This is a genomic window from Variovorax sp. OV329 (assembly GCF_900114785.1).
Classification (GTDB): Bacteria; Pseudomonadota; Gammaproteobacteria; order Burkholderiales; family Burkholderiaceae_C; genus Variovorax.
Map to the genome: position 1 here is coordinate 46,490 of NZ_FOUG01000011.1, position 12,653 is coordinate 59,142.

General features: G+C 67.7%; 15 protein-coding genes and 1 pseudogene. 5 read left to right on the top strand and 11 right to left on the bottom strand.

What is annotated here, in order from left to right:
* Nucleotides 1-187 precede the first annotated feature (187 nt).
* The 3 genes from BM345_RS18490 to BM345_RS30775 form a co-directional block, all read right to left on the bottom strand.
* Nucleotides 188-520 carry a hypothetical protein gene (locus tag BM345_RS18490; protein WP_093381827.1) on the bottom strand — a complete coding sequence of 111 codons (333 nt, stop codon included), beginning with the start codon at nucleotides 518-520 and terminating at the stop codon, nucleotides 188-190.
* A gap of 233 nt (nucleotides 521-753) precedes the next feature.
* The gene (locus tag BM345_RS18495; RefSeq protein ID WP_093381828.1) at nucleotides 754-1,737 is read right to left on the bottom strand and encodes an IS5 family transposase; all 984 of its coding nucleotides are present in this window, start codon (nucleotides 1,735-1,737) and stop codon (nucleotides 754-756) included.
* Between the two features lie 152 nt (nucleotides 1,738-1,889).
* On the bottom strand, nucleotides 1,890-2,015 hold the full coding sequence (locus BM345_RS30775; protein ID WP_302847573.1) for a helix-turn-helix domain-containing protein: 126 nt from the start codon (nucleotides 2,013-2,015) through the stop codon (nucleotides 1,890-1,892).
* 209 nt (nucleotides 2,016-2,224) lie between these two features.
* Here BM345_RS30775 and BM345_RS30780 point away from each other — a divergent pair, with 209 nt between their 5' ends.
* Nucleotides 2,225-2,350 (top strand): hypothetical protein, encoded by a 126-nt coding sequence (locus BM345_RS30780; RefSeq protein WP_302847575.1) that lies wholly within the window; start codon nucleotides 2,225-2,227, stop codon nucleotides 2,348-2,350.
* Between the two features lie 102 nt (nucleotides 2,351-2,452).
* Nucleotides 2,453-2,602: a hypothetical protein gene (locus tag BM345_RS30170; protein ID WP_175545050.1), complete on the top strand. Its 150-nt coding sequence runs from the start codon at nucleotides 2,453-2,455 to the stop codon at nucleotides 2,600-2,602.
* 32 nt (nucleotides 2,603-2,634) lie between these two features.
* Here BM345_RS30170 and BM345_RS18500 read toward each other — a convergent pair.
* A pseudogene (locus tag BM345_RS18500) lies at nucleotides 2,635-2,903 on the bottom strand (SDR family oxidoreductase); the annotation flags it as partial.
* 96 nt (nucleotides 2,904-2,999) lie between these two features.
* On the opposite strand from BM345_RS18500, the gene BM345_RS18505 reads away from it, so the two are divergent.
* The 3 genes from BM345_RS18505 to BM345_RS18515 all read left to right on the top strand — a co-directional run bounded on the left by BM345_RS18505 (nucleotide 3,000) and on the right by BM345_RS18515 (nucleotide 5,819).
* Nucleotides 3,000-3,221, top strand: a complete 222-nt coding sequence (locus BM345_RS18505) for a DUF2165 family protein (protein ID WP_093381829.1) — start codon at nucleotides 3,000-3,002, stop codon at nucleotides 3,219-3,221.
* A 704-nt stretch (nucleotides 3,222-3,925) separates the two neighbouring features.
* Nucleotides 3,926-4,639 (top strand): MgtC/SapB family protein, encoded by a 714-nt coding sequence (locus BM345_RS18510; RefSeq protein WP_093381834.1) that lies wholly within the window; start codon nucleotides 3,926-3,928, stop codon nucleotides 4,637-4,639.
* A gap of 559 nt (nucleotides 4,640-5,198) precedes the next feature.
* Nucleotides 5,199-5,819: a helix-turn-helix domain-containing protein gene (locus BM345_RS18515; RefSeq protein ID WP_093381835.1), complete on the top strand. Its 621-nt coding sequence runs from the start codon at nucleotides 5,199-5,201 to the stop codon at nucleotides 5,817-5,819.
* A gap of 24 nt (nucleotides 5,820-5,843) precedes the next feature.
* Here the strand turns inward: BM345_RS18515 and BM345_RS18520 are convergent, their stop codons facing one another.
* The 7 genes from BM345_RS18520 to BM345_RS18545 all read right to left on the bottom strand — a co-directional run bounded on the left by BM345_RS18520 (nucleotide 5,844) and on the right by BM345_RS18545 (nucleotide 12,650).
* Nucleotides 5,844-6,314 (bottom strand): hypothetical protein, encoded by a 471-nt coding sequence (locus tag BM345_RS18520; protein WP_093381836.1) that lies wholly within the window; start codon nucleotides 6,312-6,314, stop codon nucleotides 5,844-5,846.
* Nucleotides 6,311-7,840: a hypothetical protein gene (locus BM345_RS18525; protein ID WP_093381837.1), complete on the bottom strand. Its 1,530-nt coding sequence runs from the start codon at nucleotides 7,838-7,840 to the stop codon at nucleotides 6,311-6,313. The genes BM345_RS18520 and BM345_RS18525 overlap by 4 nt, the downstream gene beginning before the upstream one ends.
* A gap of 8 nt (nucleotides 7,841-7,848) precedes the next feature.
* Nucleotides 7,849-8,304, bottom strand: coding sequence for a hypothetical protein (locus BM345_RS18530; RefSeq protein WP_093381838.1), 456 nt, complete (start codon nucleotides 8,302-8,304; stop codon nucleotides 7,849-7,851).
* A gap of 188 nt (nucleotides 8,305-8,492) precedes the next feature.
* Nucleotides 8,493-9,536, bottom strand: coding sequence for a helix-turn-helix domain-containing protein (locus BM345_RS18535; RefSeq protein WP_175545051.1), 1,044 nt, complete (start codon nucleotides 9,534-9,536; stop codon nucleotides 8,493-8,495).
* A 16-nt stretch (nucleotides 9,537-9,552) separates the two neighbouring features.
* Nucleotides 9,553-11,268 carry a multicopper oxidase family protein gene (locus tag BM345_RS18540; RefSeq protein WP_175545052.1) on the bottom strand — a complete coding sequence of 572 codons (1,716 nt, stop codon included), beginning with the start codon at nucleotides 11,266-11,268 and terminating at the stop codon, nucleotides 9,553-9,555.
* Nucleotides 11,269-11,512: 244 nt separating this feature from the next.
* The gene (locus tag BM345_RS30175) at nucleotides 11,513-11,677 is read right to left on the bottom strand and encodes an alpha/beta hydrolase family protein (RefSeq protein ID WP_175545053.1); all 165 of its coding nucleotides are present in this window, start codon (nucleotides 11,675-11,677) and stop codon (nucleotides 11,513-11,515) included.
* 472 nt (nucleotides 11,678-12,149) lie between these two features.
* Nucleotides 12,150-12,650 (bottom strand): hypothetical protein, encoded by a 501-nt coding sequence (locus BM345_RS18545; protein WP_093381846.1) that lies wholly within the window; start codon nucleotides 12,648-12,650, stop codon nucleotides 12,150-12,152.
* Between the last annotated feature and the right edge of the window lie 3 nt (nucleotides 12,651-12,653).

Sequence of the window (12,653 nt, forward strand, 5' to 3'; positions counted from 1 at the left end):
TCCTGTCCGCAATGCATTCGGCGCAGTGGGATCTTGCGTAGTGTTGATTTCCATGGAATCCTGACCCAGTAATTCCGCGCGAGGCCACACCGAGCCCCTTGACAGTTCAGCCGGATCGCGCGTGATCCTACTGGATGCGTGGTCGCGCCGGCGCTTCGTCGTCTGTTGCCGCGAGGAACATCTCCTGTCACCTGCGGGTCGCCTGCTGTTCGATCACCTCGGTCGCGTGGAGTGAAGTGGGCCCAGGACGAGCCGCAAGGCGACGTGCTGCATCCAGCTTCTCGAGTTTGCTGACCACAGCCTGGTGACGGTAGCACTCTGCGACTGCATGGGCTGTTTTCACCTCCGCCTTAGCGCTTTCCAGTTGACGCGCCATGTCTGCCTGGCAACGCTTCCAGTTGTCTCGTTCCTCTATCAGTTGCCACAGCAGCCTGGCGCGTGTGCGGGCGTCGCTGCGCAGTGCTTGATTCTCGGTCGCCAGGGCGCGAGCCTCGGCCACGGTGCGTTCGATATCCATCATCGGTCAGTGCTCTCGAAGTAAGGAGGGTTGTACGTTCGACAGGTCGGCCTGATCCAGCCTGCGCGAAGCATCGCTGTCCCGCCTGAGGCAGGGCTTAAGCATCTCTCCTGCACTAGGGAAGGTCTGAACAACTCGAAAACCCGAGCCGACTAGGCGCGCGTATGTCGCGAAGGCTCGATGAATTCATGATGCGATCTCCTCCCTGAACGGGTTTAGGGCGCCTCGCTCGGCGCTCATGCTGTCTGCGGACGGACTGCTCCCTTCATCGCCATCAACTGCCTACGCGCCATCCAAAGATTCGACAGCGCGAACAGTGTCAGGAGATGCCCCGTGTTCTTCTGCAGCCCGCGGTAGCGCACCTTCAGCAGGCCGAACTGGCGCTTGATCACGCGAAACGGATGCTCGACTTTCGCACGTACGCTGGCCTTGCGATGTTCTTCCTTCTGCACCCGCGTCTTTGCTCTGCCCTCGGGCATCTTGGCAATGTCGCTGGGCCGTGCAGCAATGTGCCAATGCAGGTCTTCTCGGTCCACGCGGCTCTGGGCTCCCCGGTAGCCGGAGTCGGCCCAGACGTGTTCTTCCTTGCCGTGCAGCAGCTGTGCCACTTGCTCCACGTCGGCTTCGTTGGCTGCGGTGGTAGTGACCGTATGGACCAGGCCGCTGTCGGCGTCGACGCCTGTATGCGCCTTCATTCCGAAGTGCCACTCATTGCCCTTCTTGGTCTGGTGCATCTCGGGATCGCGCTGACCTTCGGCGTTCTTCGTCGAACTGGGTGCCGCGATGATCGTGGCATCCACGATGCTGCCTCGCTTGAGCAGCAAGCCTTTGCGCGCAAGGTGCGCATTGACCTGCTTGAGGATGTCTTCGGCCAGGTCGTACTCCTCCAGCATGTGCCGGAAGTTCAGGATCGTCGTCTCATCGGGGATCGGCTCGCTCAGGTTGAGCCCGGCGAAGTTGCGCAGCGAGGTGATCTCGTACAGCGCTTCCTCCATCGCCGGGTCGCTCAATGCGAACCAGTTCTGCATCAGGTGCACGCGCAACATCGATTCCAGCAGGTAGGGCCTGCGGCCCCGACCCGCCACGGGGTGGAACGGCTCGATGACCTTCAGCAACGCCTCCCATGGCACCACCAATTCCATCTCTTCGAGGAAGACTTCGCGCCGTGTCTTCTTCCTCTTGCCGGCGTACTCCGCGTCCGAGAAGCTCAGTTGATTCATCGTGGCGACCCCTTTGCCGCGTTCAACGTCTGACGGCGTGATCGGTGGACTTGTTCAGACCTTCCCTAGGCTCAGGCCGCGACGGGCGCAGAGGATAGCCAGCGGCCGAAGGTCGATTCGCGCAGCGGCAAAGACGCCGGTGCGCGAACCCGTCACGCACGGCCTTCGCGGGTCTCGCGCGGGCTGTGGCCAGACTTCGCACGGAAGGCGCGGCTGAAGTGCGTCGCGCTCTTGAAGCCGTTGTCGGCCGCCAGGCGTCCGAAGTAGCAGCGCTGCATAGGCGGTAGAGCGTCGAGCGAGAAATTTGGAAGTGCGCACAGATGCGGTCGGCGCCCAGGTCTTCCTCTGCCAGGTGCTCTTCCATGAACCAGCGGAGCTGGCGCGGTAGCGTTCCCTCGTTGGCCGGCCGCGCGAGTCCCAGCATCTCGACGGACGGCGCGAGACTCGCAGCCAGCAACTGGATCGTGGCGACCCATGGCGTGCCTCCTTGCGTTTCATGCTCGATAGCAGCAACCGCCGCTGGCCGTCGAAGGATCAGTTCGTCGGCGTGCGCGATCTGGCGCAGCGCTTCGGACAGTCCGTCGACTGGGCGAGCCTAGAGCGCTTGCGGTGATCGCAGAAGACCGCGGCGACGGCATCGTGGTGGCGCCGCTCAGCCCGCTGTACGCCGAGGGCTTCAACGAATCGGGTGCGTCGCGCATGGAGCGCGCGCTTTGTGCAGCATCTGCTGCGCGCTGTCGGCGTGGACAACCGCCTGGACATCGTGCCGGGCGCCATGCATTCGGCCGCCCACGTCCCACTGGCGGTCAATGCCTTCTTTCTAGGCGCGCAGCATCGGCGCAACGACGACACCTCGCGCGCTTAACATGGCTGGGCCTGCTTGGCCCGGGGCCCGCGCTACTGCATGAACCAGCCGTGGCTCACCACCAGCGACTGCCCAGTGAGCGCGTTGGTCGAATGGGCCGCGAACAGCAGGGCAACGCGTGCCATGTCATCGGTGCTGGTGAACTCGCCATCCACCGTCTCCTTGAGCATGACGTTCTCACCACCTCTTCCTCGGAGATGCCAAGTGTCCTGGCCTGCTCGGGGACCTGCTTTTCCACCCGCGGCGTGCGCACGAATCCGGGGCAGATCACATTGGCGCGCACGCCGTGCTTCGCACCTTCACCGTGTTGTTCCCGGACAACCGGCTGCGCGGCGCGCCATCACAGCCCCGCAACTGCAGGTGCTGGCTACTGCGCAATCATCGCCACCAATTGCTGATGAGCACGCTGTGCCTTTCCGGCGCCGCCCGGCTTTTCGCCGCACGCCGCCACGCAGCCGCCTTCAGCGCCGCCAAGGGCCTGGCAGCCTGGAGCCTGGGCCTGGCCTTCCTGCTGGACTTTGTCGCCTTCCTCGTGATCGGCGGCGAATGGTCCTGCATGTGGCAGTCAACATCGCCTTTTCCGGCTATGCGGCGCAGGCCAAAGGCGCCTTCAACCTGACGCGGGTCAGCCTACTTGGTGCCACAGGAGAACAGATACCTCAAGCCCTACCTGGACCTGCATGCGGGGCACCTCACACCAGCAGCTATGCCGAGCAGGGGCGGGTGCGCTCGGGCTGGCCGTGAACGGCTCGGCGACACCATGCTCTCGGCCTGGCCGATGCTAGTCCGTGGCCGGGTCGCTGGACAACGGCATGACGCTGCGGCCCTATGCGGCCGTGGGGCTACCACGCTTGTGTTTTGTGCGAATCCCGTGCGAAGGCACCACGGGGCCCGAGCCGCCAAATCCGCCGCCGAATTGCGATGAACGGCATGACGGTGCTGGCGGGCCTGCTGCTTCCGTGGCTCTCGGACCATCCATCAGGATGCCAACTCGCCCTGGCGGCCGGCGTCTGATGCGCCGCTTATCAGCAGAGCGGGAAGCGCCAGAGCGCTACGCGGCCATCCAGTTCGGCATGGGCTTTGTCATCGTCCTCGTGCAGCACCACGGCTGGCGGGTGGAGGAGGCACCGGCGCTGCAGCGGATGGGCGGGCATGCTCGCGGGCACGGCGGTGGTGTTACTGGTGATCGCCGCGGCGAGTCGCCGGACCGCCACCGCCCGCGAGGATGCATCGGCCGGCCTTGGCCGGGCCGCGACGCGGCGTCAAGGTATGGGATGCCGGCGACACTCGCGGCAGCATCCGCCGCGCACAATCGCCAGCATCATGCAGGCCCTGGAGCATCTCAACGCCGGCGCCATGCTCGACACCTTGGTCAGCGTGGGTGCTGCCTTCGTGCTGGGCAGCCTGATCGGGCTGGAGCGCCAGGTGCGCCAGCGCACCGCGGGCCTGCGTACCAACACGCTGGTGGCCGTGGCGGCCGCCGCCTTCGTCGACCTGGCCCAGGGCCTTTCGGGCAACGACGGGGCGGTGCGGGTCGTCGCCTACGTGGTCTCCGGCGTGGGATTTCTCGGGGCCGGCGCGATCATGAAGGAGGGGGTCAACGTCATGGGCCTGAACACTGCTGCCACCCTGTGGGGGTCGGCCGCAGTCGGGGCTTGTGCCGGCGCCGACCGCATTGGCGAGGCGTTGGTGGCCGCCCTGTTCGTCATCGCCAGCAACACGCTGTTGCGGCCCGTGGCCGACCGCATCAATCGGACCCCGCTGCAGCAAGCTGGCGAGGCGAGCTACACGGTGCACGTGATCTGCAGTGGCGACGCGCGGGCCGAGGTGCACGACCGCGTGATCGCGGCGCTGGACGTGCAGGGCCATCCGGTACGTGACGTCGAGCAGCGCCCCTTCGGCCCGGAAGAGGTCGAGATTCAGCTCACGCTCTACGCCACCTCGGTGGCGCCGGCACAACTGGACAGCGTGTTGGCCGAGGTCCAGGAGCTGCCGGGGGTCAGCCACGCCTTCTGGGGTAGCGGCACACAGGACTGAACGGGTCAGCTTCAGTGCATCGGCGCGCGCCAGCGGTCGTCAGCGGCGCGCGCATAGATATTGAGACGGGGAGACAAGATTGGGATCCCGCGTCGACCTCTCGAGGCGGGTTACTCCTAGCATTCATGCACCGCATCACCGAACGGTTCCCCTAGGATTTGCATGTCGCCCCTCGCAGCCCCTTCGCTCCCCCATATGCGCTTCGATTCGCGCGCAATTGCCAGCCCCCAATTGGCTTTCGAGCACTGGCGCGGCAACCTTTCCCGTAGCTGGGAGATGTCGCTGGTCGACCCCGACGCTGCCCCGCATTTCCACGCCGAGGTGTCGATGTGGAAGCTGCACGACCTCTTGGTGGGCAGCGGCAGCTTTGGCCCAGCCCAGAACCGCATGCGGCGCGAGCACAATATCCGCGCCGACCAGCTCGACCACTACCGCATCCTGCTCAATCGCGCCGGTTGGTTCCACTGCGATGCCGACGATACGCCTGTGTCGGTGGGGCTGGGTCGCTTTCTCATCACCGGCCCTGCCGGAATCCAGCTAATCGGCCTGCCAGACCTCTTTGCTCTACATCCCGCGCGACCTGCTCGACGAGGCGCTACCCCATCCCATGCGCCTGCACGGCCTGTCGCCCGACAACGCCTGTGCCGGCTTGCTGGGCGAGCACCTCGCGGCGCTGCTGCAGATGCTGCCTTCGGCCACCCCGCAGGAGACCGCCGGCCTGGCGCAGGCAACGGTCAGCCTAGTGGCTGCCAGCCTCGCGACTTGCCCGAAGAACGCCCAGGGTGCACGCCCGGCCATCGAGAGCGTGCTGCTGCGGCGGGCCCGCAAGCATGTCGAGCAGCACCTGCGCGAGGAAGCGCTGTCGGCAGCGATGCTATGTGCACACCTTCGGATTTCGCGCTCGACGCTGTACCGGCTGTTCGGGCCGCTGGGCGGGGTGTCGCAGTACATCAAGGAACGGCGCCTGGCACGCATCCACGAGTTGCTCTCGGGCGCCAGCGAGCGTCCGCAGATCGCCCGACTGGCCGAGGACCACGGCTTCAAGAGCGCGGCGCATTTCAGCAAGGCCTTCCGCGAGCAGTTCGGCTACAGCGCGCGCGAGGTGCCGCGCCACGGGACGGCGCCCGTGGTGGCCGGCGCGCACAGCCTGGACCGTTGGCTGGGCGCCCTCTGCCACTGAGGTGTCAGTGGCTCGCTGCGGGGCTCAGCGTACCGGCAGGTCGTCGTTCCTGCCCCGGTGCCAGATGATCTGCGACTGCATCGCCAGCATCAGGGCGATCATCACCAGCACTTCGCCGAAGCCGCCGTGCGGGTGCTGCCGGTGGATGTACTGCCACGCCCCCAGCGCGAACTTGCCGCCCACCAGCAGCACGAACAGTGTGATCGTCAGCGGCGTGCCCTGGCTCCATAGCTGTCCTTGCGCATCGCGCCAGAGGCGCGTGTAGCGTCCGCGCAGGAGGCCGACCCCCACGCTGGCCAGCAGGCTGCCCGCCAGTGTGAGCCAGGAGGAGCGGTCGGGCGGCAGGTGGTAGCCGCCGATCACCAGGCCCGCGCCGGCGTAGATCAGAGCGAGCTTGAATCGCGCCGGTCCCAACGAAACGGCATGCTGCATCGACTGGCGCCAAAGCGCGTAGACGCTCATGAGCGCGAGGATGGCGATCTCGGTCGCGCTCACGGCAGCACCTCGAACGAACGCGTCACAGGGATGTCGCTGGAGATCTTCGAGAGGCTCACCAGTTGGCTCAGCAGCGACAGTACCTGCATGCTGTGCACCACCTCGGCGCCCCTCGTAGCCCGGGTCTTCCCGATCATGCTGAAGGTCGCGCCACGATACTGCACGCTGGCGAGCACCTGGTCCGGCGCAGCAGGCGGTCGTCCCGGCACGACGCGCAGTACGGTGTGCGTCGCGCCACCGGGCGTTTCGGTCCAAGCCGGCGTGCGTTCGGGCCGGTCCTGGTTGCGCGCCAGCGCGCCGAGGTAGTTGTAGACATCCATCGGGGAGCGCCAGCGGATGAAGCCGAAGCGGGCGGTATCGCGCGCCTCGTCATCCTCGGGGCGCAGCGGCGAGATGTGCTCCGTCGCGCCGCACTCTCGCGCCTTGTCCAGGATGCCGGTGATGCGGGAGGCCTGGGTCACCGTCGCCAGCGAAGGTTTGGCCAACCCGGTTACGCCGCCATCGCTGGACGAGCGGTCGGATGCGCCGCCGTGGCTTCGCCCGCCCGTGCGGCCGCTGTACAGCGCGATGGCAGTGTGCGCGCTCGACATGGAGAAGGTCTGCAGGTCGTCCGCCGAGGCCTCGAGCATGCCGGGCAGCGGGTCCGACACTCCGCCAGCGGCGGCAAGGCTACCCGGTAGACGCATGGCCGCGGCCACCGCACGCAGGCGCTGCGCGTCGACGCACAGGCCGATCAGCGCGTGGTAGCGCCGGTAGAGCTGGAACCCGGCGACGGCCTGCGCGTCCGTCGTGGTCGCCGAAACGTTGCCGAGCTGGAACATCGTCGGATCCAACTGAGCGAGCGAGGCATAAAGGCGGCTGTTGGCCAAGTTCGCGGGCAGGTAGGCCTTGCCGCCGGCCTGCTCCTCCTGCGCCATGAGCGGCGGCCCCATTGGCTCGAGCACTGTGAAGGAACGTAGTTTCGAGCGGGCAGAAACGAGCGCATGCAACACGCGCAGGAAGTCGGCGTAGTCCCGCGGGTTCTCGGCGTCGGGATTGTTGAGGAACTCGTGCGCCGGTTCGTCTGCGTCCGCGCTTGGCAGGCGGATGGATTCGACGAACAGGTTGAGCAGCAACTCTCTGGACAGCCCGCTGGACCAGAGGCTCTCGATGAAGACTGGCGAGACCGGCTGCAGCATGTTGAGCATGAAGGCCTCGTTGTTGAGGCTGCTGGTGTCGAAGGTGGGCGAGCTGGAGAATTGCACGCCGGCCGATGCCGTGTTGCGCAGCGACGTTCCGGCGGTGCCGCCGGGTAGCACCGTGCTGCCCAGGCTGGCTTGCTGCGCGATGCTGCCGTGGATAATCGGCAGGTCGGCGAAGTTCAGCGGCGACTGGTCGCGCGCACGCAGCACGTTGACGATCAGCACCTGGTTGCTGAATTCCTCCATCACTGTGCTGTAGTCCACCGCGCTGCCGCCGATCTGCGGCGCCAGCGAGGAACAGGCGGCGACGCAACAGGCCAGCAGCGCAGGAGCGAACCGCAGCATCGCTGCCCTCAATGGCCTGGCCAGGGCTGGTCGGCCTGGCGCGATTCAGGCCCGTACCGCCCATCGATGAAGACGCTGATCTGCTTGCCGGCCGCGGGCAATGCACCGTCGAGCGGGCGGATGTCGTAGCAGAGAGTGTCGCCGGCCAGGCGCGGATGCGTCAGCTCCGCGACGACCAGGTCCTTCATTCCGTCGATCGCGGTGGACAGGGTGGCGCTGGGCGGATCGCTCTCGAAATTGTCCGCGCCCTCACGCCAGAGCTGGACGAACTCCAAGGTGAGCGCGTCGCCCACCCTGCGCTCGGGCCGGTCGTTGAACATCAGCGTGCGCACGCCGCGGATGCTCAGCGTCCTGCCGTTCAGGGTGAAGGAGGTGCCGGTGTGCACGAACAGCCAGTTCGCCGGCGGCATGGGCACGGCAGCGGGCGCCAGGCGCGAGGGATGGGCATCGGAGAGGGTCGTCATGGTGCGTCCTGAAGGGCGAGAGTCGGAGGGCCGTGGCGCCGTCCCGGATGCGGGTGTGACGCCGCAAGTAATTGTTCGCCTGCGCGCCCCGCGCGAGTTGTCTGCGCGTCCCAAGTCCAGCCTCGGCGTGCCGAGCGCCTGCCCGGGGGCATGCCGGCGGCGGCCAGGGCCGATTCGCTCGCAGCCTCTCAGTCCCGCAGCGACCGGATCCAGCCGTAGAAGCTTTCCTCGTCGGAGGACGCCGGGCCCGGCGTTGCGAGCAGCAGGCCGGACAGCACGCCTTGTTTCAGCTCCTTCGGGCTGTAGCCGTACTGCTGACGGAATGCGCGGCTGAAGTGCTCGGCTGTCTTGAAACCATGCGCATCGGCTAGGCGGCTCAGCGACACGCGTCCTGTCGGCTTGGACAGCAGCGTGTGCACGCGCGCTAGGCGGCGCTCCTTGATGTAGGCGGAGACGCCACCCAATGGCTCGAACAGCCGGTACAGGCGCGAGCGCGACAGCGCGAAGAATCCGGCGATCTGCTCCGCCGAGAGGCCGGGCTCGCTCAGGTGCAGGTCCACGTAGCGGCACAACTGGCGCAGCAGCGTGTTCTCGATCGCCGGGCTCGCACGCGCCAGCGTCTGCGCCGAGGGCGCGATGCTGGCTGCCAGCAGATGCAGCGTCGCCTGGGTCAGGAAGGGCGCCTGGCCGACCGTCATCTCGGGCGAGTGGGCGGCCATCGTCAGCAGGTGGTCTGCCAACAGCTTCGTCGCGGCGCCCTGCAGGCGCACGCCGTGCAGGTCCACTGGCAGGGGGAGCAGCTCGTCGAGCATCTCGCGCGGCAGCACGAGCACCAGGCTGGAGCCGGCGGCGAGATCGAAGGTCGCGGGGCGTGCCAGGTCATGCAGCAGGATCTCGCCCGGACGAATGATCTGCCGCCGGCCGCTGGTGTCGCTGTGCATCACGCCTTGCGTCTTCAGCACGAGGCGGTAGTGGTCGAGCTGGTCGCTGCGCACGTGCCGAGGCAGGCGGACGGCGTGGTTCGCGTCATAGTCGACCGTGCTCAGGATGAGCTTGTCGTAGCGCCACCAGGCGCCGCGCAGGTGGTGCGGGTCGTCGGGCGACGCCGAGTCCGGCGAGCCGGGCGTGATGTCGAAGATTTCGCCGACCGCGCCACGCCACCAGTCGATGCGTCCGTCGACTGGGATCGCACGGGAGTCCGCATGCAGTGCGGGCACCTTTCGGTGGGGCATGGCGTGGCCGGGCCGCTCAGCGGCGCGTCGCGAGCTCGCTCGCGCCGGCAGAAGCCGGCAGCATGCCTGCCACGCGCAAGGCTTGCAGCCGCGAAGGACTGCGAGCGAGGGCCAGGCCCTGGCCAGCGACCGGTGCCAAGGCATCGCCGGCAGGGCCGCGGGCGCGCAATGCGCCACGGCCCCCGCCGGCGGCCGGCGTCGTGCAGATGTCCTGTGTGCGCAGCGTGGCCAAGCGCGCCTCAGTCGAGTTCGCCAGGAACTTCGCGTTGGCGAAGGCCGCGCGCGGCGTCTGCAGCGGCCTGGCGGAGGCGAGTGCCCCAGGCAGCTGCATTTCGGCCACGGCCATCATCCCGCCGTCCTCGTGCTCCAGGATGTGGCAGTGGTAGACGAACTTGCCCACCGCATTCGGATTGCGGAAGTCGATCAGCAGCTTGACCTGGCCAGGCGGCGAGCTGGGATCGGGCTGGAAGGACACATTCACGTTGTCCTGGTGCCCGGTGAAGGGTTGCGGCACGCCGTTGATCTCGGTGACCTGGAAGTTGGTCTGGTGGATATGGAACACGTGCCATTCGCCGGTCACGTTGAGGATGGTCCATTCCTCCACCGTGCCGGCATCGATGATCGAGTCCACGCGCGCTGGGTCGAACTGCACCGGTCCGTTACTGTTGCCCGAGTCGATGTAGAAGGTATTGCCATCAGCCGATTCGATGAACTGGATGGTGCGGTTGCGCGCCACGGGCAGCGTGCGGAAATCCTCCGCCGCCGGCATGCCCGGGATGGGGCGGGCCGGCACCGGCAAACCCTGCGAGACCAGCGTGAGCAGGGTGGTCGCCGGCACGGTGTCGCCCTGCGGGCCGGTATCGATGTCCAGCGTCTGCAGCGGATACGTGCCGGGAGGCCCGCCCTGGATCAGCACCTCGGAGCGCGACGCCGGCGGCAGCAGCAGCTCGTCGTAGGCCACCACCTGGGCACGCCGGATGCCGTCCCGTGCGATCTCGAAGAAGGTGTGGCCCGGCAGCTTCAGGCGGTAGTACATGTTGGCGCTGATGTTGCCGATGCGCAGCAGCTGCGTCTCGCCCGGGGCGATGGTCATCACGGGGTTGGTCTGGCCGTTGACGGTCCGGTGCGTGGGCCCGCTGGGGTCGATGTCCGCCGGCACCCGCCCGTCGTCGCCGATCTGGATGTCCTTGAGCAGCAGCACACGCTCCCGGATGCCCGCCAGTTGCGGCAGCGGATCGAGCAGCCCCTCGATGATCAACCCGCCGGACAGTCCGCCCATGACCTGCTGCTCGGACGAGCCGTGCTGGTGGCTGTGATACCAGTACAGGCCGGCGTGGTGGGAGGAGGGGATGGCCACCTCGTACGACTGCGCCGTCCCCGGCGGAACGTGCACGAAGACGTTGTCCGAGGCACTGCCGTCGGCATTGATGCGGGGCGAGACATCCAGCCCGTGGTAGTGCTCGTTGGTCGGATTGGCGCTGCGGTTGACCAGGTCCAGGAATAGGGTGTCGCCGGGCTTGAGGCGCAGTACCGGCGGAATGTACTGCCCGTTGTAGATGGTGGTGATCACCGGCGTTCCGTCCACCTGCACCTCGGTGGTGACGACGTCGAGCCTGGCGCGCAACTCGCCCTTGCTGCTGCTCAGCTCCGGCGGATTGCGGAAGGTCTCCACCGCCGCGGGCGGGGCCGACGTACCGCTGCCGCCACCGCACGCGGCAAGGAACGCTCCCACGCATGCGGCCATCCATATGCGAGCACCTGTCATAGCAATCTCCTGCACCGCGCTGGCACCGGCGGCGCGACCGGAATCAGAACATTGCGCCGCGCTCCTTGCAAGTGCTCGACGGACAGCAGGCAAGGCGTTCCCCACCCCCTCTTCGCCCAGGCGGCGGCTCATGACTGCACCTGCTGCATGTCGGGCGCGACAGGCAGGCTCGCGCACTGGTTGGGTGCGGCGCGGCTGGCTAGCCGGTCGGTCAGCCAGTCGACCGCCGCCGGCGCGCCGCGAAGCCGTGGCCCACGTCCGGCAGCAGCGCCATCTCGACGGGGCCACCGGTGGCGCACTGGCGCCGGGCAAAGGGCAGCGTGATCGCCGGCTCGACCAGCGTGTCGGCGGCGCCTTGCGCCACGTAGCACGGCACGCTGGGCGGCAGCGGCCGGGTGTATTGAGCGCCAGCAGGTCCCGCCAGGGCTGGTGCTGTGCCAGCTCCCGCACCTGCGGGAACCCCGTCGCCAGGCTGCGTCCCGTGTACTGGCGTCGCAATACGTCGAACAGCGACTCGATGCATTCGCCGGCCAGCGCGTCGACCGTGGGCACGGTATCCGCATCGCGCTGCATCAAGAGGCCCAGGTCGGTGGCTGGCGCGGCGACGGCCACGCCGGAGCCGGCGATCGTCTCGCCCTTCAGCCCGGAGGAGCGGTAGAGGATGCGCCAGGCCTGGGCGCCATCGGGGGCACCTGGCATGGCTTCACAGCGGATCATGCTGCCGGGTGCGCCCTCGGCCACGCTTGCCGGGTCGTGGGCGCAGAAGCGGCCGGCCTCACCCGCTCGCGCCGCCGTGCGGTGGCCACGATCGCACGCACATCCCCGCACTTCACGGTACTGGCCCCGCTTCAGAAAGTGACCGTGAAGGTCGGCCCTTGCGCGACCTTGCATCGGCCGGTGCCGCCGCCCTTCATTCCGGTATCGGGCGTCACCAGCTGGATGCGGCAGCGCATCTGCCGGTTGCCGGCGTCCGTCAGGTTGGCGATGACCTTGCCGCTGTACTGGGTGCTCACGCTCTCGCTTTCCCAGCCAGACGCGCCGGCCCAGACTCCTTCGTCCGGCCAGTCGTCCCAGCCCACGGGCCAGGGCGCCCACAGCGGACCCAACCCGTCGCTCACGGTCTGTCGGGTGATCTCCATGAAGCGGCCCTGGAATGTGCCGTCGGGAAGCGTCGCGGTCATGCTGCCGTCGATGGCGCCGTCATTGCTCTTCCACGAGATCAGGACCGGCTGCGGCGGCTGGCCGGCCCGGACGATGTCGCCGCCACCCATACCGCTGCTGGCGCAGCCTGCGAGCAGGGCGGATGCCAGGGCGATGGCCGCCAGGCAGGCCGCTTTCAGGGGTGGCATGTC

Excerpts from the sequence above, each read along its gene's own strand:
- BM345_RS18530 (WP_093381838.1), bottom strand. The coding sequence starts at position 8,304 with ATGACGACCCTCTCCGATGCCCATCCCTCGCGCCTGGCGCCCGCTGCC.
- BM345_RS18490 (WP_093381827.1), bottom strand. The coding sequence starts at position 520 with ATGATGGATATCGAACGCACCGTGGCCGAGGCTCGCGCCCTGGCGACC.
- BM345_RS30775 (WP_302847573.1), bottom strand. The coding sequence starts at position 2,015 with ATGCAGCGCTGCTACTTCGGACGCCTGGCGGCCGACAACGGCTTCAAG.
- BM345_RS18510 (WP_093381834.1), top strand. The coding sequence starts at position 3,926 with ATGCAGGCCCTGGAGCATCTCAACGCCGGCGCCATGCTCGACACCTTG.
- BM345_RS18505 (WP_093381829.1), top strand. The coding sequence starts at position 3,000 with ATGAGCACGCTGTGCCTTTCCGGCGCCGCCCGGCTTTTCGCCGCACGC.
- BM345_RS18495 (WP_093381828.1), bottom strand. The coding sequence starts at position 1,737 with ATGAATCAACTGAGCTTCTCGGACGCGGAGTACGCCGGCAAGAGGAAG.
- BM345_RS18525 (WP_093381837.1), bottom strand. The coding sequence starts at position 7,840 with ATGCTGCGGTTCGCTCCTGCGCTGCTGGCCTGTTGCGTCGCCGCCTGT.
- BM345_RS18545 (WP_093381846.1), bottom strand. The coding sequence starts at position 12,650 with ATGCCACCCCTGAAAGCGGCCTGCCTGGCGGCCATCGCCCTGGCATCC.
- BM345_RS18535 (WP_175545051.1), bottom strand. The coding sequence starts at position 9,536 with ATGCCCCACCGAAAGGTGCCCGCACTGCATGCGGACTCCCGTGCGATC.